A 20,328-nucleotide genomic window follows, 5' to 3' on the forward strand; every position below is an offset into this window, starting at 1 on the left:
GTCGGCGCGCGTGACTAGTAGCGTGGAGCCATGCGTCTGGGCGTGCTCGACATCGGGTCCAACACCGGACACCTGCTGGTGGTCGACGCGCACCGCGGTGCGGCCCCGCTGCCGGCGTACTCCTACAAGGAGCCGCTGCGCCTGGCCGAGCACCTCGACGAGACCGGATCCGTGTCCCAGCAGGGGATCGACGCCCTGGCCGCCTTCACCGCCGGCGCCCAGCGAGTGGCGGAGGAGAAGGGCTGCGAGGACATGCTGGCGTTCGCGACATCGGCCGTCCGCGACTCCGGCAACGGCGACTCCGTGCTCGCCGAGGTCCGCGAGCGCACGGGGCTCTCGATCGCGGTGCTGTCGGGGGAGGACGAGGCGCGGCTGACCTTCCTCGCCGTACGACGCTGGCTCGGCTGGTCTGCCGGTCGGCTCTGGGTCTTCGACATCGGCGGCGGCTCGCTGGAGATCGCGGGCGGGGCCGACGAGTTCCCCGAGATCGCGGGCTCGCTGCCGCTCGGTGCGGCTCGGCTGGCCCGTCAGCACTTCACCGTCGACCAGCCCGACGAGGACGCCGTACGTCAGGTGCGCAAGGAGATCCGGGCCGAGATCGCCCGCGATGCCGGCCGGCTGCTGCGCCACGGTGCTCCTGACCACGCGGCCGCGACGTCGAAGACCTTCCGCTCGCTGGCCCGGATCTGCGGGGCCGCGCCGTCGGGCGAGGGCCCGTTGGTGCAGCGCTCGCTGCCGTTGAGCGCACTGGTCGAGTGGATCCCGAAGCTCACCGCGATGACCCGGGAGGAGCTGTCGGGGCTGCCCGGGGTGTCGCCGAGCCGCGCCCACCAGATCCTGCCTGGCGCGCTCGTCGCCGAGGCCGTGATGGACATCTTCGAGCTCTCCGCGCTCGAGATCTGTCCCTGGGCGCTCCGCGAGGGTGTGATCCTCGAACGTCTCGATCAGATCGGCGACCTGACATGAGCAGCGTGCCTCGCATCGGGCTCTCGACCGTCTCGGTCTACCCCGAGTCGTCGGCCCACGCGTTCGCGTACGCGTCGTCCCTCGGCTACGACACGGTCGAGGTGATGGTCGGCATCGACGCGCTCAGCCAGCAGACGTCGGCGATCAAGCAGCTCTCGGACCACCACGCGATGCCCGTGTCCGCTGTGCACGCGCCGTGCCTGCTCTTCACGCAGCGCGTCTGGGGCACCGAGCCCTGGGGGAAGCTCGAGCGGTCGGCCGAGATGGCGCACGCGGTGGGCGCCGAGGTCGTCGTCGTGCACCCGCCCTTCCGCTGGCAGAAGTCCTACGCTCGCGAGTTCGTCAACGGCATCGCTGCCCTGGAGGCCTCGACGGGGCTGGCCTTCGCGGTCGAGAACATGTACCCCTGGCGGGCCTCCGGCCGGAAGGCGGAGATGTACCTGCCTGGATGGGACCCCTCTGCCGAGGACTACGCCAACACCACGATCGACCTCTCCCACGCGGCGATCGCGCACTCCGGCGTCGTCGAGATGGCGACCCGGCTCGGCGACCGGCTGCGCCACATCCACCTGACCGACGGATCCGGCTCGGCCAAGGACGAGCACCTGGTGCCGGGCCGCGGGACGATGGGGGCCGACACCTTCCTGCGCCACCTCGCGACCACGGGCTTCTCCGGCGAGGTCGTGCTGGAGATCAACACCCGCAAGTGCGTCGATCGGGCCGAGCGCGAGCGCGACCTGGTCGAGTCGCTGGAGTTCGCGCGCGAGCACCTGGCCGTGGGTACGCCTTGATGTCTGCGGCCCCTCGTCGCGGACGCCGGCCCGGTGCCCCCGACACTCGGGCCGCGATCCTCGTGGCAGCCCGTGAGCTCTTCGCCGCTCACGGGTTCGCAGGTACGTCGGTGCGCGCGGTCGCGACGGCGGCCGGGGTCGACGCGGCGCTGGTGCACCACTACTTCGGCACCAAGGACGACCTCTTCCTCGCCGCCCTCGAGTTGCGCGTCGACCCCCGCGTGGCGCTGCTGCCGGTGATCGAGGGCGGGGTCGACGGTGCTGGGGAGCGGCTGATGCGACTCTTCGTCTCGGTCTGGGACGTCGAGGAGACCCGGCTGCCCCTGCTGGCGCTGGTGAGAGGTGTTCTCGACCCGGGCGGCCAGCAGCTGGTCCGCGACGGGTTCTTCCGGATGGTGCTCGGCCCAGTGGGCTCCGCCCTCGAGCTCGACCAGCCCGAACGTCGGATGCAGCTGGTCGCCTCCCAGCTGATCGGCCTGGTGGTGCTCCGCTACGTGCTGGCCGTCGAGCCGCTCGCCTCCGCGTCCTCCGAGGAGCTGATCGCGACGTACGCGCCGACGTTGCAGCGGTATCTGTCGGGGCCTTTGCCGTAGTCCCAGGGATACCCGGTTCACCGGGTGTCCCTCAGGTTCTGGGCCTTTGCAAAGCCCCAGAACCTCCAGCTTCCCCGGTGAACCGGGTATCCCGCACGGTTGCGATCAGCCCACCCCCGACGCATAATTCATCAGATGGTGAAAAACGCGGTGGAGATCCGCGGGCTCCGGGTGGTCCGCGGCAAGCGCCCGGTGCTCGACCAGCTCGACCTCACGATCGGCGGCGGTGTCACCGGCCTGCTCGGCCCCAGCGGCTGCGGCAAGTCCACGCTGATGCGCTGCCTGGTCGGGGTCCAGCAGATCAGGGCCGGCACGGTCGAGATCTTCGGCGAGGAGGCCGGCGGCAAGCCGCTGCGCGACCGGGTCGGCTACGTCACCCAGGTCGCGAGCGTGTACGACGACCTGACGATCGCCGAGAACCTGCGGTTCTTCGCCCGGGTGCTCGGCGTCGGCAAGGACGAGGTGGACCGGGTGGTCGACGCGGTCGACCTGGGACGCAACAGGGACCGGGTCGTCGGACAGCTCAGCGGCGGCCAGCGCAGCCGGGCCAGTCTCGCGGTGGCACTACTCGGCAGCCCCGACCTGCTGGTCCTCGACGAGCCCACCGTCGGCCTGGACCCGGTCCTGCGCGAGGACCTCTGGGCCCTCTTCCACGACCTCGCCGACAACGGGACCGCCGTCTTCGTCTCCAGCCACGTCATGGACGAGGCCGAGCGATGCCACCGGCTGCTGCTGATGCGGGAGGGCCGGATCATCGCCGACGGCTCGCCGGCCGACATCAAGGAGAAGGCCCAGGCGCAGTCCGTCGAGGAGGCCTTCCTCGCCATCGTCAGGCGGGACGCGGCATGAATCCCCGGATCCTTGGATTGAGGAGCCGAGGGACGAGGCGCCTCGAAATCACGGCAGCCGTCGCAGGACGAGTGCTCACCCAACTCCGCCGTGACCACCGCACGCTCGCGCTCCTCCTGGTGCTCCCGTGCCTGCTGATCACCCTGCTGTGGTGGATGTTCGAGGACACCCCGGTCTTCGACCAGGTCGGGCCGGCGCTGCTGGCGATGTTCCCGTTCATCGTGATGTTCCTGGTGACCAGCGTGACCACGCTCCGCGAGCGCAGTGGCGGAACCTTGGAGCGCCTGCTCGCCATGCCGATGGGCAAGCTCGACTTCCTGCTCGGCTACGCGCTCGCGTTCGGCGCCGTCGCGGCGGTCCAGGCGGCGCTGGCGGTCGGCCTCAGCGTCGGCTTCCTGGGCCTCGACGTCCAGGGCCCGGTCTGGCTGCTGCTCGTCGTCGCCGTCGTCGACGCCGTCCTCGGTACGGCGCTCGGCCTCTTCGTCAGCGCCTTCGCCCAGACCGAGTTCCAGGCGGTCCAGTTCATGCCGGCCGTGGTGATCCCGCAGATCCTGCTGTGCGGGCTGTTCGTCCCCCGCGACCAGCTCCCGCAGGCACTCGAGTGGATCAGCAACGTGCTGCCGCTCAGCTACGCCGTCGACGCGATGCAGACCCTCACCGAGACCACCGCCACCGGTGACGTCTGGCGCGACCTCGCGGTCGTCGCGGCGTACGCCGTCGGCGGGCTCGCCCTCGGTGCGGCCACCCTCCGCCGCAGGACCGCCTAGTTGTCCGCTCCCACGTTCTTGCCCGTGATCAGGTTCGGCGTGTCTACCCCGGCGCTGACGCCCAGGTACTCACCCGACGCGGCGTCGAACAGCACCGTGTAACCGTCGAACGAGATGTTCATGCCGTTCTCGGGAGTCGACCGAGGCTGGAACGGTGCGTCCACGGTGATCATCCAGACGCATCGAGTCGGGGCGACCAGCGAGTCTTCGGAGCTGCCGGGCATCCAGCTATCCGCCGTCGCGAACGTGAGCTGAGACGCGGCTGCTGGATAGTTCGTTAGTCTGGGAACCTTCGAGCCCTCGTCGTAGGCCTCCTGCACTGGGCGGGCGATCTGCCGTGCTGCCTGTACGGCAGTGTCTTCGCTCAGGGGCTTTCCTCCAGGGTCAGCCTGCGAAGCTGGGTTCGACCTCATCGCATCCACGATCCTCGGATCGGCATCCGCGCTCAGCCGCGGGGACGCCCCAGCGTCACAGTCCTCATCGCTCGCCACTGAGGCGATCACCGACTCATTCGCGGACTCTGCGACGCGGCGCTCGAAGGCGCCGGCCGGACTGGCCTGCCGCTCGACTGCTCGCTCGGGTGTGGAGCTGTGGTCTGCACCAACGACCGCGGCACTCCCGAGGGCTAGCGTGGCGACTCCCATGGCGGCGCCAATGGCGACGATTCTCTGGCGTCCACGACTCATGGACGGACCCTCCACTTCCACTCGGAGTTGCTCGGCTGGGACCCTGCAAGCGGCGGGTCGTTGACCTGTGTTGACTTCGGCGTCGGGAGCAGATATCTCGTTCCGGCAACGTCAAGGGCCCGGCCGAACATGTCGAACAGATGAGAGGTCCCCTGGGGCGTCGAGAACCTCGCCGCCGATCTGGAACCTTCTGCTGGTCCAGAATTGGACGTTGTTGCTCTTCACCGAGTTCCCATTGAAGTAGATATTGAACCGATTGGTCTCTGGGGCACGAGAGATCTGAAATTCGTCGGTCACATTGTCGTTGTGGTTCAACCGAGCCAGCCGGCAGTATGACCTCCCTCAACCCATCCTGCCGAGAATGGCCAGAACCACATCTCCGAGTTGATCCATCGTTGATTGCTTGGGGTGCAATCCGATGTCATCGCGGCGCGGTTCTAGTGCCGTACATTCCTTGATACTGGGCCCCGGTGGAATCACCGGCGCGAAGCGTCGAGTAACAGTGGCTGCTGATCGAGCATCCCGGAGTGTCCGCGGTTGCGGTGCCTGTTGACAGGATAGTTCCCGCCAAGGCGCCCAGGGTTCCGACGACCAACCTAATAACTTGTGGGCGTCTCATCATTGATCTCCGATCTTCTGCATCGTTCTTATCGACCACTCCTCGCCGCTGTCCATGCTCCGACGCGGAGCGCATGGGTTGTGAGTCCGAAGACCAGGGTTTCTTGTGTCGTGGGTGACAAGTCTTGATAGCCGAGACAGGGTCCCTGGGGTATGGCACGCCCGTTCTCAATCGTGCCCTCGGCGCGGCGTCCCCCCGGCGAAGGACCGCCTGAAATCGGCCGTCGGCGGAGGTCCGTCGTAGCCTGAGAGGTATGTCGCTCCTCCGTCAGCCCCTTCTCCTGCTCGCCCGCAGCGGGCAGGTCAAGAAGCTCGTCAGCACCATGCCGGTCTCGGCCGGAATCGTCCGCAGCTACGTCCCCGGTGAGACCAACGAGTCCGCCGCCGACGCGACCGCCGCGCTCGCCGAGGACGGTCTGCTGGTGACGCTCGACTTCCTCGGCGAGGACACCCTCGACGCCGAGCAGGCCGATGCGACGGTGGCGGCGTACGTCGACGTCCTCAAGCAGCTCTCCGCCCGCGGGCTGACCCGCAGCGCGGAGGTGTCGGTCAAGCTCAGCGCCATCGGCCAGTTCCTGCCGGAGGTCGGGCACAAGACCGCGCTGGAGAACGCGCGCACCATCTGCCGCGCCGCCCGCAACGCCGGCACCACGGTCACCCTCGACATGGAGGACCACACCACCACCGACTCGACGCTGAGCATCCTGCGCGAGCTGCGCAAGGACTTCCCCGAGACCGGTGCGGTCCTGCAGGCGATGCTGCACCGCACCGAGGCCGACTGCCGCGCGCTGGCCCACGAGGGCTCGCGGGTCCGGCTCTGCAAGGGGGCCTACCTCGAGCCCGAGGACGTCGCCTTCCAGGACCGGCTCGACGTCGACAGGTCCTACGTGCGGTGTCTCAAGGTGCTGCTGGCCGGCGAGGGCTACCCGATGATCGCCACCCACGACCCGCGCATGGTCGAGATCGCGTCCTCCCTCGCGAGCCGCTACGGGCGTACGCCGGGCACCTACGAGTTCCAGATGCTCTACGGCATCCGACCCGAGGAGCAGCGTCGCCTGGCCGGCAAGGGCGAGCGGATGCGCGTCTACGTCCCCTATGGCACCGAGTGGTACGGCTACCTGATGAGAAGGCTCGCCGAGCGCCCGCAGAACCTGTCATTCTTCGTCCGCTCGCTGATCTCCAAGAAATAGACCCAGGAATAGACGAGGGAACCATGTCCCAGACCGCGATCCTCGGCGCCGGAGTCATGGGCGAGACCCTGCTCTCCGGCCTGGTCCGTGCCGGCCGCCGCGTCGACAACCTCCTCGTCGGCGAGAAGCGTGCCGAGCGGGCGCGCGAGCTCGAGGAGCGGTACGGCGTCGCGGTGATCGGCAACCGCGAGGCGGCCGAGAAGGCCGAGACGATCGCGCTCGTCGTGAAGCCGCAGGACATGGGCGACGTGCTCGACGAGATCGCCGACGTCCTGCGGCCAGGCCAGCTGCTGGTCTCGCTGGCGGCCGGCATCACCACGGCCTTCATCGAGGCGCGGGTGCCCGAGGGCGTCGCCGTCGTCCGGGTCATGCCCAACACCCCGGCACTGGTCGACGAGGGCATGGCCGCGATCTCGCCTGGCAGCCACTGCAGCGAGGAGCACCTCGCCGAGGCCGAGGCGCTGATGGCCTCGGTCGGCAAGGTGCTGCGGATCCCCGAGCGCCAGCAGGACGCCGTCACGGCGATCTCCGGCAGTGGCCCGGCGTACATCTTCTTCGTCGTCGAGTCGATGATCGAGGCGGGCGTCCACCTCGGGCTGCCCCGCTCGACCGCCACCGACCTGGTCGTCCAGACGCTGGTCGGCTCGGCCAAGATGCTCCGCGAGACCGGCACCCACCCGACCGTGCTGCGCGAGCAGGTCACCTCGCCCGCCGGCACCACCGCGGCCGCGCTGCGCGAGCTCGAGATCCACAAGGTCCGCGCGGCGTTCCTCGCCGCGATGGAGGCCGCTCGCGATCGATCCCGGGAACTCGCCGAAGGTAGCTGATGACGATGGCGCTGCCGCTGACCTGGGGTGCGACCCCGGTCGAGGTGCGCCGACCGTACGCCGCCGACCACCTCGTCGACGGGACGATCCTGTCGATGACTCGGGGCATCTCCGTCGCCGCGCCAGTGGAGCTCACCTGGCGGTGGTTGTGCCAGATCGCCGTCGCGCCGTACTCCTACGACTGGATCGACAACCGCGGGCACAAGAGCCCGCGGTTCCTCACCCCCGGCGCCGACCGTCTCGTCCTCGGGCAGCGGATGGCGGTGGTGTTCAAGCTCGTCGCGTTCGACGCCCCGCGCCACTGGACGGCGGTGACGACGCCGGCCGGACGGCGCCTGCTCGGCGCGGTCGCCGTGACCTATGCGGTCGAGCCCTTCGAGACGGTTGCTGCGCAACCTCCTCAGGAACCACCGGCCGAGCACAGCTCACGGATCGTGTGCCGGATCGTCGTGGCGCAGGACGGGCCGGTCGGCTGGGTGTGGTCGCGGCTGCTCGCCTGGGGCGACCTGGTGATGATGCGCAAGCAGCTGCGGACCCTCAAGGCGCTCGCCGAGCGCGACGCCTCCTGACCGAACCAGATGGACCTTCACCGGCATCCTGAGGGTGTGAGCACGGTCCTCGACTTCGCGAGCTTCTACGCGGCGGCACGTCCGACGCTGCTGCGCACGACGTACGCCGTGACCGGCGACCGCCAGCTCGCCGAGGACGCCGTGCAGGTGGCCTTCGCCAAGGCCTACGCCTCGTGGTCGCGCGTGATCCGCGCCGACGACCCCACGGCCTACGTACGCCGGATCGCGATCAACGCCGCTCTCGGCCACGGCCGCCGGGCATTCTTCCGGCGCGAGACGTCCGTGGACCGGCTGCCGGAGCGGGCGGTGAACCCCGGCCTGGACGCGCTGGAGCGCGACGATGTCTGGCGGGCCGTCCGGGCCCTGCCGCCGCGGCAACGGGCCGTCGTGGTGCTGCGCTACTACGAGGACCTGAGCGAACGGCAGATCGCCGAGACCCTTGGGTGCCGGCCCGGGACCGTGAAGTCGCAGGCGTCCGCCGCGTTGGCCACGCTGCGGACCCTGCTGTCCGTCGACGCTCCGGGAGGGGACCGCGCATGAGCATCGAGGAACGCCTCCGCAGCCTGATGGCCGACGGCCTCGCTGGTCTCGACCCCGGACCGGGGGACAGGCTCGGGGCGGAGGAGCTCGGACGCCGGTTCCGGCGGCACCGCCGGATCGCCGAAGGTGCTGCTGCCGTTGCCGTCGTCGCGCTGGTCGCCACGGTGGTCGCTGTGCCGAGGCTTGTCGGCGACCGGGAGTCCGCACCCGCTCCCGCCCCGCCGGTCGGCGGCAGCTGGCACGCGGGCGCGCCCTCCCCGGTCGGCGCGCGCTGGATGCCCGTCACGGCGTGGAACGGCACCGAGGCCTTCGTCCTCGGGGGTGGCATCGACCCACCGTGCCCGCCCAACGCCGACTGCGTCGCCGCCGACACGATGGCCAGCGACGGCGCGGCGTACGACCCGAGGACCGACGTTTGGCGCGAGATCGCGGACGCCCCGGAGCCGATCGGCTACTGGTTCCGCCCGGTGGTGGTCGGCCGGACGTTGGTGCTCTTCGACGGCAATCGTCGCTGGCTTGCCTACGACATCGAGAGCGACACCTGGGCGGTCCTTCCCGAGGCGCCGGCACGGCTGACCGACACCGGCACGGTCCACGCCCTCGACGGCCGAGTCTTCATCGCCGCCAGGTCCGGCCGCGTGCTGATGCTGGACGTCGCTCGCCGGCAGTGGTCGGCTCTGCCTGCAGACGAGCAGGAGCCTCGGCTGAGGCCGTACGCCGTGCTCCCCACCGACGACGGGATCTTCGCCTGCGCTGCGGATCCGGAAGTGGCGCCCGACGACGGGGACACCCCACCCTTCACCATCGTCGACCGCTGGGACGGTGGGGCCTGGAGTGCACGCTTCCCGACGACGGGCACGATCGGCGATCTCTGCGCGCACTGGACCGGCACCCGCCTGGTCGCGCTGGACATCCAGACCGCCCCGGGGCTCGACGGCAACCCGCCGATGGGCGGTCGGCTCGATCCGGAGACGGGGGAGTGGAGCCCGCTTCCTGGCGCGCCCGATGTCGACTCCCGGCGCGGGGACGGCTGGTACCCCCACGCTGCCGACGGCCCACTCATGGCCGGCTGGGGTTACGTGTACGACGACGCCGCCGAGACCTGGACACTGCTCGGCAAGCCGGACTCGGCCGTCGACAGCCAGCAGGGTGCCGTGTGGGCGGACGGGCGACTGCTCGTGTTCGACGGCATCGACGAGGCGACGGCGTACGACGACCCCTCCGGGATCTCGGCCGAGACCTGGATCTGGAGTCCCTGACCCCCGGTACTGTCGGCCTCGTGATCGAGCTGAGCAAGGGCCAGGAGATGGTGCTGCCCACCGACGGCGGTCTGCTTCGGATGGGGCTCGGGTGGGACAAGAACCCCAGCGCCGGTCCGTTCAGCAGCGGGACGCGCGACGTCGACCTGGACGCCTCGGCGGTGCAGTTCGGTGGTGGCCAGCTCTTCGACCTCGCCTTCTACAACAACCCGAAGACCCGCGACGGCTCCGTCGAGCACCTCGGCGACAACACCACGGGCAGCGGCGAGGGCGACGACGAGGCGATCACCGTGGACCTCGCGAAGGTGCACCGGCAGATCGACACGATCTTCCTGCTCGTCACCAGCTACCAGGGCCACACGCTGGAGTGGGTCGCCAACGCCTACTGCCGCGTCGTCGACGAGCAGGGCGTCGAGCTGGCCCGGATCACGCTGACGCTCGGCGTGCCCGAGACCGGCGTCGTGATGGCCCGCCTCTCCCGCGACGGCGACGGGTGGCGGCTGCGCGCCGTCGCCGAGGGGATCGGGGTCAAGCTCCCGACGGAGTCCGGGCTGAAGCTGAAGCGCTTCCTCTGAGCCTGCGCCTCAGGGGGCGGCTCTCAGCTCGCCCATCAGGCCGACGACGTCGTCGACGATGCCGCGTACGACGGGCATCCGCGACAGCTTCACCAGTCGATCCACGATCGGCACGATCCGTCGCACCATCGTGCGGGTGCGCTCCTGGCCCGGGCTCTGGTCGTAGACCCAGAACAGCACCATGCCCATCTGCAGCAGCCAGAGCAGCTCGGGCAGCTCACGGCGCAGCGCCGGCGCGACCTTGGCGTCCGAGCCGTCGAGCAGGGTGGCGAAGAGCGCGATGCTGGCCTCACGAGCGGGCGCGGACTCCGTGCTGAACGGTGAGAGCGGGCTGGTCGGCTCGGCGGCGTTCTTGAAGAACTGACCGGCGAACTCGTGGTGGGGTGCCGCCACGTCCAGCCACGACGCGAGGACTCCCTCGAGGCGAGCGCTGAACGTCTTCTCCCGCGCCAGCACCCGGTCGGCTGCGTCGGCGTGCTCGGTCTGGAGCTGGTCGTAGAACGCCTGGACCAGGTGCTCCTTCGAGCCGAAGTAGTAGTAGGCGTTGCCGACCGAGACCCCGGCCTCGGTCGCGATCGCGCGCATCGTGGTGCGGTCGTAGCCGCTGCCGCGGAAGAGTCGCATGGCCGCGTCGACGATCGCCCGTCGGGTCTGCTCAGCCTTGGGCGATCGGGCTGCAGGATCCGGCACATCCATCAGCGTAGTCACCTCCCGCCGCACCGCTGCGTGCCAGGAGGTGGCGGATCCCCGCGGCGCTGCTGGCCGCGCCGCGGGCGAGAGGCAGGAGGTGCGGCTGGGCCAGCCGCTCGGCCATCACCCGGTGCCGGCGCGTCGCCCACAGGCACATCACCCAGGCGTGCTCGTGGGTCCAGACCGACCCGTCGTCACCGACCACGGTCAGGTCGGCGAGGGTCGCGTCGTGGTCGAGCGTCGGGAAGAGCCGACGAGCCTCGGGCGATCCGGCAGGGACCAGGGCCAGCGGCACCAGCAGCGGTTGGCGGGCCAGCCAGTCGGAGAACCGCCGGCAGAGCGGGCAGTCCGGATCCGTCAGGACCGTGAGCGCGACCCCGGTCATCGCGGGTACGCCGGAGCGGGCGGCACGAAGCCCTGCGGTGCCACCGGGGCGGTGCGGAGGCCCTCAGCCCGGCTGCGCCGACGGATCGCATTGAAGACGTAGACGTTGAGGAAGTGCAGGGCGCCGAGCGTCAGCATCACCACGCCGACCTTCACGCTGAGCGTGTCGAACAGGCCGCTGAGGTCCTCGACCGGGTCGTTGATCCGCAGGAAGAGCACTACGAAGCCGAGGTTCAGCAGGTAGAAGCCGACCACGAGGAGCTTGTTGACCGCATCGGTCAGGCCCTCGTCGCCGGCGAAGACGTCGGCGAGGAAGACCCGCCCGTTGCGAGACAGGGTCGTGGCCACCCAGATCGTGAGCGGGACGGTGACGAGCAGGTAGACGAGGTAGGTGCCGACAGTCCAGGTCATCAAGTTCTCCAACTTCATCGGAACACGGTGTTGAACGTGTTCAATTCGGGTTGAGGTCGACCATAGCCCATCTTTTGAACACGTTCAAGAAATGGTTCAGAGACCGATCGCAGCCTCGGCCGCGGCCAGCACCGGAGCGGTCACCTCGCGGCAGCGCTCGGCCCCCGCGCGGTAGACGCCGTCGACGTATGCCGGGTCGGCGGCCAGCTCGGCGTACCTCTTCTGGAGCGGCTCGAGCTCGGCGACGACCGCGTCGGCGACGCTGCGCTTGAGAGCGCCGTACGTCGTGATGCCGTCGGCCGAGCCGCCGCAGGCGGTGAGGATCTCCAGCAGATTCGTCACCCCGGGCTTGGCGGGATCGGCCCGGACCGCGTCCGCTCCGACGTCGGAGTCGGTGACGGCGCGGGCGATCTTGCGGCGTACGACGTCGGGTGGGTCGAGCAGCAGGATGACGCCGCCTGCCGCCGAGTCCGACTTGCCCATCTTGCGGGAGGGGTCGTCGAGCCTCATCACCCGCGCTCCGGCCGCGGGGACGGTCACCTCCGGGATCGTGAAGACCGGCCCGTAGGCATGATTGAAGCGGGTCGCGAGGTCGCGCGTGAGCTCGACGTGCTGGCACTGGTCGGCGCCGACCGGCACCTGCTGCGGGCGGTAGAGCAGGATGTCGGCCGCCATCAGCGCGGGATAGGTGTAGAGCGAGACCCGCGTCGAGTCGACACCCCTGCCCTTCTCCTTGAACTGGATCATCCGGTTCAGCTCGCCGGTGTACGCCGTGCACTCGAGCAGGTAGGCGAGCTGCGCGTGCGCCGGCACCCGACTCTGGATGAAGAGCGTCGACTCGTCGAGGCCGGCGGCGAGCAACAGCGTCGCCATCTCGCGTACGACGTCCCGCAGCCGAGCGGGCTCGTGCGGCGTCGTCAGCGCATGCAGGTCCGCGATGCCGTAGAAGCAGTCGCCCTCCTGCTGACCGGCTGCCATCGGACGCAGTGCGCCGAGCAGGTTGCCGAGGGTGAGGTGGCCGCTCGGGGTGAGCAGCGACAGCTTGCGGTGCGGGGACGGCAGGTGGTGCGACATGGGATCTCCTGGTGTGAGGAGCCCACGGGCCGCGGGTTGAACAAGCTCTGTCGACAAGCTCTGCCGACGAGATCGGCCGCCCGTGGGCGGCCGATGGATGGTGTGCTTCGAGAGTGGGCCGCCGCTCAGGCGGGCCACCACTGGGTGGTAGGGGTCGTCAGCACCCATCCAGACTAGCGGTAGCGTCCGTCACATGCCCCTGCCGCCGGTCCAGCACTCGTCGACCCAGTGCTCAGGGCGGGCCACGGTCGTCTTCGACCAGAGCCTGACCGAGTACGACTTCGGCCCCGAGCACCCGATGTCCCCACTGCGGGTCGACCTGACGATGCGGCTCGCGACCGAGCTGGGCGTCGTGGGCGAGCGGCTGCGCGTCGTGCCCGCTCCGATGGCCAGCGACGAGCTGATCGCGACGGTGCACACGCCGGAGCTGATCGCGGCGGTCACCAAGGCCAGCAGCGATCCGCAGGCGTACGACGCCCTGCACGGCCTGGGCAGCGACGACAACCCGATCTTCCACGACATGCACCACGCCACCGCGCACATCGTCGGCGCGAGCGTCGAGGCCTTCCGGCAGGTGTGGAGCGGGGAGTCTCTGCACTCCGCCAACATCACCGGTGGGTTGCATCACGCGATGCCCGACAGGGCCAGCGGCTTCTGCATCTACAACGACGTCGCGGTCGGCATCCAGAGCCTGCTCGACCAGGGGGCGGAGCGGGTGGCGTACGTCGACCTCGACGTCCATCACGGCGACGGCGTCGAGAAGATCTTCTGGGACGACCCGCGGGTCCTGACCATCTCCCTGCACGAGACCGGACAGATGCTCTTCCCGGGGACCGGCTTCCCGCACGACCTCGGCGGCCCGGAGGCTCTCGGGTCGGCCGTGAACGTCGCGCTGCCGCCGGGCACCGGGGACGCCGGCTGGCTGCGGGCCTTCCATGCGATCGTGCCGCCGCTGCTGCGCGAGTTCAAGCCGCAGCTGCTCGTCACCCAGCACGGCTGCGACTCCCATGCCGAGGACCCGCTGGCCCACCTGATGCTCACGGTCGACGGCCAACGGGCCGCCTACCTCGCCGTCCACGACCTGGCGCACGAGGTGTGCGAGGGGCGCTGGGTCGCCACCGGCGGCGGTGGCTACGCCATCGTCGACGTCGTGCCGCGGGCGTGGACGCACCTGCTGGCGATCCTCTCGGGCGCGCCGCTCGGGCCCGAGGTGGACACCCCGACGGCCTGGCGCGAGCACGTACGTGAACGGCTCGGCCGGGTCGCACCGATGCGGCTCACCGACGGCCGCACGCCGGCGTACCGGGACTGGCGGGAGGGGTATGACCCCGACACCTGGCTGGACCGCGCGATCCATGCCACCCGCATGGAGGCCTTCCCGCTGCACGGCCTCGATCCGCTGCCGTAGCCGCTCTCGCAGGGGCTCGGCGGAGATCGACGGCCTGCGATTGGTGCAAGCGGACACGCCGTATCCCCATCGCTTCTTTGGTGAACCCCTTCCCCACGAGTCACATCAGGCTCTATTCTCACGGATGCGCGGCGCGTGTGACACCGGCGGGGAAGCCGGTGGCGCGTCGTACAGAAAGAATCGGTGCACGATGGCTACCAGTTCCGGGGACGTCTCTGACTCCACGTTCCTCACCGTTGCCGAGGTGGCAGCGCGGATGCGTGTCTCCAAGATGACCGTCTACCGACTCGTCCACGGGGGCGACCTGCCGGCCGTTCGGGTCGGTCGGTCCTTCCGCGTGCTCGAGGCCGACGTGGACGAGTACCTGCGCAAGAGCTTCTACAACGCGGGCTGATCGGCAGTCCATCGGTCTGAGACCGGGCCCAGTGTGTCCGGATGGACCGGCCGATTCTGCCGGGGCACCAACCCCGGATAGGCTGGGCCGGTCCTCCGGGCTCTTCCGGGGGCAGCTGTCATGGCTGTTGAAAGGTTTCCCTGTGGGTTCTGTCATCAAGAAGCGGCGCAAGCGTATGGCCAAGAAGAAGCACCGCAAGCTGCTGAAGAAGACGCGCGTCCAGCGTCGCAAGCTCGGCAAGTAGGGCCGAGCGGCTCCTTCGCCGTATGGGCAGCGCCGGCAGGGTCGTCCTCGTCACCGGGGTCTCACGTGACCTCGGTCGGAAGTTCGCGCGCGCTGCTGCGGCCGACCCCGACGTCGCTCGGGTCATCGGCGTCGATGCCGTGCCGCCTCGCGGCGACATCGGCGACGTCTCGTTCGTGCGCGCTGACATCCGCAACCCGGTCATCGCGAAGGTCATCGTCAAAGAGGACGTCGACACCGTCGTCCACATGAGCGTGATCTCGACCCCCGGCAGCGCCGGGGGCCGCAACACGATGAAAGAGCTGAACGTCATCGGGACGATGCAGCTCCTGGCGGCGTGCCAGAAGGCCCCCGGCCTGCAGACACTCGTCGTGAAGTCGACGACGACCGTGTACGGCGCGAGCAGCCGCGACCCGGCCATGTTCACCGAGGACATGGAGCCGCGTCGCGCGCCGCGTTCGGGCTACGCCAAGGACGTCGCCGAGATCGAGGGGTACGTGCGCGGGTTCGCCCGCCGCCGCCCCGACGTCCGGGTGACGCTGCTGCGCGCGGCCAACGTGATCGGCCCCAGCGTGACCAGCCCGCTGACGTCGTACTTCCGGCTCCCCGTCATCCCGACCGTGCTCGGCCACGACGCGCGGCTGCAGTTCCTCCACGAGACGGATCTGCTCGCCGCACTCCGGCACGCCACGCACACCGACATCGCGGGCACCTTCAACGTCGCGGGAGACGGTCTGCTGATGCTGTCGCAGGCGTTGCGTCGCCTGCAGCGGCCGACCATCTCGTTGCCGTCCTTCGCGGTCGGCAACGTCGGCTCCGTGCTGCGCTCCGCTCGCCTGGCCGACTTCTCGCCCGAGCAGACCGCCTTCCTGACCTATGGCCGCGGCGTCGACACCACCCGGATGCGCGCTCAACTGGGCTTCGAGCCGACGTACACGACGGCCTCGGCGTTCGCCGACTTCGCCGCTCCACTGACGACGAGCGGGGGGCGCACCGACCGGGTGCTGGCTCGCCTCGCCGAGCGGCTGCCGGACCCGGACGCCGCAGTGCACGTGCCCCAGGCGACCGTCGGACGGAGTGACCATGGGTGACGCCGAGATCATCCCGATCGGCACGCGCGGCCGCCCGGGCCGCGCGACCGGGACCCAGCCGTCCTCGGCCGCACGCAGCCTCGCCCCGAAGTCGGCGGCCCCCAAGTCCACCTCGCGTCCGGCCCCGAAGGCAGCTCCCAAGCCGAAGCCCACGCCGAGGGCCCAGCCCAAGGCGAAGTCGGCGCCCCCGCAGTCCGAGCAGCCCGTCGAGCGCCCGCCGGTCACCACCGACCTCCCGACGCGTGCCGGCGGCATCCCGGTCGCCGACTGGCTGGCCGCGGTCCAGGGCGCTGCCGCTGAGGTGTTCGGCGCGGACTGGGAGCCACAGCTCGCCCGATTCCTGGCCTTCCTCCGGCGTCGGGTCGCCGGCAACTACCGGATCGACGAGTACGGCTTCGACCAGGAGATCACCGAGCGGTTCCTGATGGCCGCGCTGCGCCCGATCGCTCAGAAGTGGTTCCGGATCGAGGTCCGGGGCATCGAGAACATCCCGACCGACGGTGGTGCGCTCGTCGTGTCCAACCACTCCGGCACGATCCCGGTCGATGGCCTGATGACGATGGTCTCGATCCACGACGAGGTCGGCCGGTTCCTGCGTCCCCTCGGCGCGGACCTCGTCTTCCAGATGCCGTTCGTCGGCTCGATGGCGCGGCGCAGTGGCGCGACCCTGGCCTGCACCGAGGACGCCGAGCGGATGCTCAGCGGCGGGGAGCTGGTCGGCGTCTGGCCGGAGGGCTTCAAGGGCATCGGCAAGCCGTACGCCGAGCGCTACAAGCTGCAGCGCTTCGGCCGTGGCGGGTTCGTGTCCGCCGCCGTGCGCACCGGGGTCCCGATCATCCCGCTCTCGGTCGTCGGTGCCGAGGAGATCTACCCGCTGGTCGGCAACGTGCCCTCGCTGGCCCGGCTGCTCGGCGTGCCCTACATCCCGATCACGCCGTTCTTCCCGCTGCTCGGGCCGCTGGGCCTGGTGCCGCTGCCGTCGAAGTGGCTGCTCGAGTTCGGCGAGCCGATCCGCACCGATGAGTTCGACGCGGGTGCCGCCGACGACCCGATGCTGGTCTTCAACGTCACCGACCAGGTGCGCGAGACCATCCAGCAGACGCTCTACTCGCTGTTGATGAAGCGACAGTCCGTCTTCAGTTAGTACTGAAGGCGCCGGTCAGCTCACCGGATCTCGACCCGCCGGCCACGACCTCGCGAGCTCGGTCGTGCGGCTTGCTCGATCACCATCAGCGGATCCGCTGGCGCGTCTCCGCTAAGGCGTCGGCTTGCTCCCCGGGAGCAGCAGCCCCGTGACCGGGTCGAGCACGCCGTGCAGGATCCCGTCGACCCCGTCGACGACCTGATTGAGCGGCGAGGCCGTCGGACTGGCGCCGGACGGAGGCTTGCTGCCGCTCGGGTCCTTCCCGGTGAGCACGCCGGTCAGCCCGTCGGTCAGGTCCTTGACCGGGTTCGGGGTGCCGCTCGGCGTGGGGTCGGCCGGGTCGAGGACGCTGCCCGGCGGGACGGCGCCATCGACCTCGGGCAGCGCCGGGTCGGTCGTCGGGTCGGTCGTCGGGTCGTTGCCCTGGTCCGTGCTGTGCTTCGTGCCGTCGCGCTTGCCCTTGCCCGGCACGATGTCGGACTGGTTGATCGGCTGGGCGGACGGTACGGCGGGCAGGTCGATCGTCTCGGCGGCGAAGGGCAGCGGGATCGAGGTGATCGGCGTGCCGCCGCAGGTGGCGCACTGCTGCTCCGCCTCGGCATCGATCTGGGCGAGCGTGTTGGCCGCGGCGATCAGCTCGTCGCGGGCGGCGTACGGGATCTGCGGCTCGATCTCGATGAGCCGGTCCATGCTGCTCGACGCGAAGTCGCGAAGCGTGGCGATCGAGGACGCCCGGCCGGTGTGGGCGTAGTCGGCCAGCAGCAGATCAGCGCCCGCGGTGGCCTGCTCGGTGAACGTGCCGAGGGTGCTGGCGATCCGCTCGTCGTCGCCGAGGTCGCTGTCCTGGGTCAGTGCGGTGACCTCGTCGAGGCGGCTGGAGGCGTTGGCGAGCTCGGTGCTGCCCTTGCGCTGCTCCCCGAGCGACAGACCGGTGTGGGCCGACTCGATGATCCGTTTGATCGGGTAGAGCGACTCGCCGGGCAGCGCCGACTGGGACGCCACGGCGACCGAGGTCGTGGCGCCGGCGATCGCGAGACCGCCGACGACAGCGGCGATCCGGCGTTCGCGAGATGTACGACGGGCGGGGAGCCTGAGCCTGGCCGCGTCGTCCGGGACGAGCGCGGACTCTGCCTCCGCCATCAGCCGGCTGCGCAGGGCGGCGACGAACTCCGGCCGTGGCTGCGGTGCGGGGACGCCGCGCAGGGCGCCGACCAGCTCGAGGAGCTGTGCGTCTCGCGCGTCGGTGTCGCGCGCGTGGTCAGCGTGTCTGGCGGCACCGGTCGAGGACAGCTCGACCAGGGTGTCGAAGTCGTCAGCGCGACGACGCGCCCGGAGCCCCCATGTCATGTCGTGCTCAACGAGGGGTCAGGCGGCGGAGTTACGGCGGATCGGCGATCCGCCTGAACGATTGCGGGGAGTCGCGGCATCAGTCCCGGATCCCTTCCGGCATCAGCTTGGCGAGGTTGCGCACCCCACGGAGCTGGAGCTGCTTGACGGCGCCGTCGCTGCGCCCGAGGACGGCGGCCGTCTCGGCGATGCTCATCCCCTGGAGGAAGCGCATCACGAGGCAGTCGCGCTGCTCGGCGGGCAGCTCGGTGAGGGCCTGCATCAGGACCTCGTTGGTGAGGCCGGCGAGGACCGTCCCCTCGGGTCCGTCGGTCGCGTCGTCGTGGAGGCTCATGTCCTCCGTGGTCATCTCCAGGCGGGTGCGGCCCGCCTTGAAGTGGTCGGTGGCCAGGTTGCGCGCGATCGTCATCAGCCAGGCGCCGAAGTCCTTGCCCTGCCAGCGGAAGCCGTTCATGCTCCGCAGCGCGCGGAAGAAGGTCTCCGAGGTGAGGTCCTCGGCCAGCGTGCTCGAGCGGGTCCGGTAGAAGAGGAACCGGTAGACCGATCCCTGGTAGTGGTCGTAGAGCAGTCCGAACGCCTCGGCGTCGCCCTGGCGGGCCAGCTCGACGAGCGCGATCAGCCGTCCGCGCTCGGACTCGTCCTCCTCGGAGGAGGCGGCCAGGTCGGAGTCGTCGTACCCGCCGGGGCCGCCGCCGGTCGCGCTCGTGCGGCTGGTGGCCGCCTCCGTCAGCAGCCAGTAGCCGGCGGGCCCCCCGGGAAGCGCTGGGACGGATGGCGCCGGAAGGGGCAGCAGGGCCTCGGCGACGAGCCGGCGCAGGGCGTCGAGCCCGCGTGCGACGTCGTGACCGACCTGTGCCATGTGACGAACCCTCCCATGCTTCCCTCCTCAGCCATTCCCCGGTAAACGCGAGTTACTCCTCCTGGACCAGACCAGAAGGTAAAGCCGGTGCCGGCGCCGGCGGTCTCAAACGGCGGAGCATCAGTGGCGCCGGCCGCGCAGGGCCAGGCCAGCGGCGATCGTGCCGCTCGCCGCGCCCGCGATCCCGCCCGCGACCAGGCCGGCGCGCAGCGCCTTGCGGCCGGTGCGGTAGTCGCGGATCCGCCACCCCTGCTCGCGTGCGTGCGCGCGCAGCTTGGCGTCCGGGTTGATCGCGCAGGGGTCGCCGACCAGCGAGAGCATCGGCAGGTCGTTGTAGGAGTCGGAGTACGCCGAGCAGCGGCGCAGGTCGAGGCCCTCCCGAGCGGCCAGCGCCTTGACGGCCTCGCCCTTGGCGGGCCCGTGCAGCATGTCGCCGACGAGGTGGCCGGTGTAGACGCCGTCCACGTGCTCGGCGACCGTGCCCATGGCGCCCGTCAGGCCGAGCCGGCGGGCGATGATCTGGGCGATCTCGATCGGGGCAGCGGTCACCAGCCACACCCGCTGCCCCTCGTCGAGGTGGAGCTGCGCGAGTGCGCGGGTGCCGGGCCAGATCCGATGGGCCATGCCCTCGTCGAAGATCTCCTCGCCCAGCTCCTCGAGCTCGGCGACGGTGTGGCCGGCGATGAAGCTCAGGGCCGACGAGCGGGCCTCGGCGACGTGCTCGGGGTCCTCGACGCCGACGACGCGGAAGTAGGCCTGCTTCCAGGCAGCACCGAGGATGTCGCGGGTGGTGAAGAACTTGCGTCGGTGCAGCCCCCGGGCGAGGTGGAAGATGCTGGCGCCCTGCATCACCGTGTTGTCCACGTCGAAGAACGCAGCCGCCCCGGCATCGGGTGGCGCGGCGAGCGCCGACTCCACCTCCGTGGCCGCGGCCGCTGCCTCGCCTGCCAGGGTGGACCGCTGCTGCAGGTTGCGTGGTCGCGGTCGGCGGTCGGCGGGCGTCACATCCGCAGGGTAGACCCATCCGGCGCCCGTTGCGGGTGTGGAAGTATC

General features: G+C 70.3%; 24 protein-coding genes. 16 read left to right on the forward strand and 8 right to left on the reverse strand.

Annotation, left to right across the window (positions count from 1 at the left end; all coding sequences use genetic code 11):
- Positions 1–30: 30 nt before the first annotated feature.
- The 5 genes from ABEA33_RS00345 (at position 31) to ABEA33_RS00365 (ending at position 3,966) form a co-directional block, all read left to right on the forward strand.
- Complete coding sequence (locus ABEA33_RS00345) at positions 31–966, forward strand: Ppx/GppA family phosphatase (RefSeq protein WP_345524504.1); 936 nt, start codon at positions 31–33, stop codon at positions 964–966.
- Entirely contained in the window at positions 963–1,757 is a 795-nt protein-coding gene (locus ABEA33_RS00350; RefSeq protein WP_345524505.1) for a sugar phosphate isomerase/epimerase family protein, read from the forward strand. The genes ABEA33_RS00345 and ABEA33_RS00350 overlap by 4 nt, the downstream gene beginning before the upstream one ends.
- Positions 1,757–2,350, forward strand: a complete 594-nt coding sequence (locus ABEA33_RS00355; RefSeq protein ID WP_345524506.1) for a TetR/AcrR family transcriptional regulator — start codon at positions 1,757–1,759, stop codon at positions 2,348–2,350. The genes ABEA33_RS00350 and ABEA33_RS00355 overlap by 1 nt, the downstream gene beginning before the upstream one ends.
- Positions 2,351–2,485: 135 nt before the next feature.
- Complete coding sequence (locus tag ABEA33_RS00360) at positions 2,486–3,199, forward strand: ABC transporter ATP-binding protein (RefSeq protein WP_345524507.1); 714 nt, start codon at positions 2,486–2,488, stop codon at positions 3,197–3,199.
- A gap of 71 nt (positions 3,200–3,270) precedes the next feature.
- On the forward strand, positions 3,271–3,966 hold the full coding sequence (locus tag ABEA33_RS00365; protein WP_345524508.1) for an ABC transporter permease: 696 nt from the start codon (positions 3,271–3,273) through the stop codon (positions 3,964–3,966).
- On the opposite strand, the gene ABEA33_RS00370 is transcribed toward ABEA33_RS00365, so the two are convergent.
- Positions 3,963–4,652, reverse strand: coding sequence for a hypothetical protein (locus tag ABEA33_RS00370; protein ID WP_345524509.1), 690 nt, complete (start codon positions 4,650–4,652; stop codon positions 3,963–3,965). The genes ABEA33_RS00365 and ABEA33_RS00370 overlap by 4 nt on opposite strands.
- Positions 4,653–5,524: 872 nt before the next feature.
- Between ABEA33_RS00370 and ABEA33_RS00375 the strand changes: the two genes are divergently transcribed.
- The 6 genes from ABEA33_RS00375 to ABEA33_RS00400 are packed head-to-tail and all read left to right on the forward strand — an operon-like array spanning position 5,525 to position 10,230.
- On the forward strand, positions 5,525–6,460 hold the full coding sequence (locus tag ABEA33_RS00375; protein WP_345524510.1) for a proline dehydrogenase family protein: 936 nt from the start codon (positions 5,525–5,527) through the stop codon (positions 6,458–6,460).
- Between the two features lie 23 nt (positions 6,461–6,483).
- Complete coding sequence (gene proC, locus ABEA33_RS00380) at positions 6,484–7,287, forward strand: pyrroline-5-carboxylate reductase (protein ID WP_345524511.1); 804 nt, start codon at positions 6,484–6,486, stop codon at positions 7,285–7,287.
- Positions 7,287–7,856, forward strand: a complete 570-nt coding sequence (locus tag ABEA33_RS00385) for a hypothetical protein (RefSeq protein WP_345524512.1) — start codon at positions 7,287–7,289, stop codon at positions 7,854–7,856. Before proC ends, ABEA33_RS00385 begins: the two co-directional genes overlap by 1 nt.
- 36 nt (positions 7,857–7,892) lie before the next feature.
- A complete protein-coding gene (locus ABEA33_RS00390; RefSeq protein WP_345524513.1) occupies positions 7,893–8,396 on the forward strand; it encodes a SigE family RNA polymerase sigma factor in 504 nt (167 codons plus the stop codon).
- Positions 8,393–9,655, forward strand: coding sequence for a Kelch repeat-containing protein (locus ABEA33_RS00395; protein ID WP_345524514.1), 1,263 nt, complete (start codon positions 8,393–8,395; stop codon positions 9,653–9,655). Before ABEA33_RS00390 ends, ABEA33_RS00395 begins: the two co-directional genes overlap by 4 nt.
- A 20-nt stretch (positions 9,656–9,675) precedes the next feature.
- On the forward strand, positions 9,676–10,230 hold the full coding sequence (locus ABEA33_RS00400; protein ID WP_345524515.1) for a TerD family protein: 555 nt from the start codon (positions 9,676–9,678) through the stop codon (positions 10,228–10,230).
- A 9-nt stretch (positions 10,231–10,239) separates the two neighbouring features.
- On the opposite strand, the gene ABEA33_RS00405 is transcribed toward ABEA33_RS00400, so the two are convergent.
- The 4 genes from ABEA33_RS00405 to trpS form a co-directional block, all read right to left on the reverse strand.
- The gene (locus ABEA33_RS00405; protein WP_345524516.1) at positions 10,240–10,920 is read right to left on the reverse strand and encodes a TetR family transcriptional regulator; all 681 of its coding nucleotides are present in this window, start codon (positions 10,918–10,920) and stop codon (positions 10,240–10,242) included.
- Positions 10,886–11,305, reverse strand: coding sequence for a DCC1-like thiol-disulfide oxidoreductase family protein (locus ABEA33_RS00410; RefSeq protein ID WP_345524518.1), 420 nt, complete (start codon positions 11,303–11,305; stop codon positions 10,886–10,888). Before ABEA33_RS00410 ends, ABEA33_RS00405 begins: the two co-directional genes overlap by 35 nt.
- Positions 11,302–11,733, reverse strand: coding sequence for a hypothetical protein (locus ABEA33_RS00415; RefSeq protein ID WP_345524519.1), 432 nt, complete (start codon positions 11,731–11,733; stop codon positions 11,302–11,304). The genes ABEA33_RS00410 and ABEA33_RS00415 overlap by 4 nt, the downstream gene beginning before the upstream one ends.
- A gap of 78 nt (positions 11,734–11,811) precedes the next feature.
- Positions 11,812–12,789 (reverse strand): tryptophan--tRNA ligase, encoded by a 978-nt coding sequence (gene trpS / locus ABEA33_RS00420; protein ID WP_345524521.1) that lies wholly within the window; start codon positions 12,787–12,789, stop codon positions 11,812–11,814.
- A 193-nt stretch (positions 12,790–12,982) separates the two neighbouring features.
- Between trpS and ABEA33_RS00425 the strand changes: the two genes are divergently transcribed.
- The 5 genes from ABEA33_RS00425 to ABEA33_RS00445 all read left to right on the forward strand — a co-directional run bounded on the left by ABEA33_RS00425 (position 12,983) and on the right by ABEA33_RS00445 (position 17,069).
- Positions 12,983–14,197, forward strand: coding sequence for an acetoin utilization protein AcuC (locus ABEA33_RS00425; protein ID WP_345524523.1), 1,215 nt, complete (start codon positions 12,983–12,985; stop codon positions 14,195–14,197).
- Between the two features lie 190 nt (positions 14,198–14,387).
- Positions 14,388–14,591 (forward strand): helix-turn-helix domain-containing protein, encoded by a 204-nt coding sequence (locus ABEA33_RS00430; protein WP_345524525.1) that lies wholly within the window; start codon positions 14,388–14,390, stop codon positions 14,589–14,591.
- Positions 14,592–14,733: 142 nt separating this feature from the next.
- The gene (locus ABEA33_RS00435; RefSeq protein WP_008356322.1) at positions 14,734–14,835 is read left to right on the forward strand and encodes a 30S ribosomal protein bS22; all 102 of its coding nucleotides are present in this window, start codon (positions 14,734–14,736) and stop codon (positions 14,833–14,835) included.
- Positions 14,836–14,857: 22 nt separating this feature from the next.
- A complete protein-coding gene (locus ABEA33_RS00440) occupies positions 14,858–15,925 on the forward strand; it encodes an NAD-dependent epimerase/dehydratase family protein (RefSeq protein WP_345524527.1) in 1,068 nt (355 codons plus the stop codon).
- Positions 15,918–17,069, forward strand: a complete 1,152-nt coding sequence (locus ABEA33_RS00445) for a lysophospholipid acyltransferase family protein (RefSeq protein WP_345524529.1) — start codon at positions 15,918–15,920, stop codon at positions 17,067–17,069. Before ABEA33_RS00440 ends, ABEA33_RS00445 begins: the two co-directional genes overlap by 8 nt.
- Before the next feature lie 111 nt (positions 17,070–17,180).
- On the opposite strand, the gene ABEA33_RS00450 is transcribed toward ABEA33_RS00445, so the two are convergent.
- The 3 genes from ABEA33_RS00450 to ABEA33_RS00460 form a co-directional block, all read right to left on the reverse strand.
- Positions 17,181–18,416 (reverse strand): DUF5667 domain-containing protein, encoded by a 1,236-nt coding sequence (locus ABEA33_RS00450; RefSeq protein ID WP_345524530.1) that lies wholly within the window; start codon positions 18,414–18,416, stop codon positions 17,181–17,183.
- A gap of 79 nt (positions 18,417–18,495) precedes the next feature.
- The gene (locus tag ABEA33_RS00455; protein ID WP_345524532.1) at positions 18,496–19,275 is read right to left on the reverse strand and encodes a sigma-70 family RNA polymerase sigma factor; all 780 of its coding nucleotides are present in this window, start codon (positions 19,273–19,275) and stop codon (positions 18,496–18,498) included.
- A gap of 120 nt (positions 19,276–19,395) precedes the next feature.
- The gene (locus ABEA33_RS00460) at positions 19,396–20,280 is read right to left on the reverse strand and encodes an HAD family hydrolase (RefSeq protein ID WP_345524534.1); all 885 of its coding nucleotides are present in this window, start codon (positions 20,278–20,280) and stop codon (positions 19,396–19,398) included.
- Positions 20,281–20,328: the final 48 nt, after the last annotated feature.

Origin of the sequence: Nocardioides endophyticus (genome assembly GCF_039543845.1) — a bacterium.
Classification (GTDB): domain Bacteria; phylum Actinomycetota; class Actinomycetes; order Propionibacteriales; family Nocardioidaceae; genus Nocardioides; species Nocardioides endophyticus.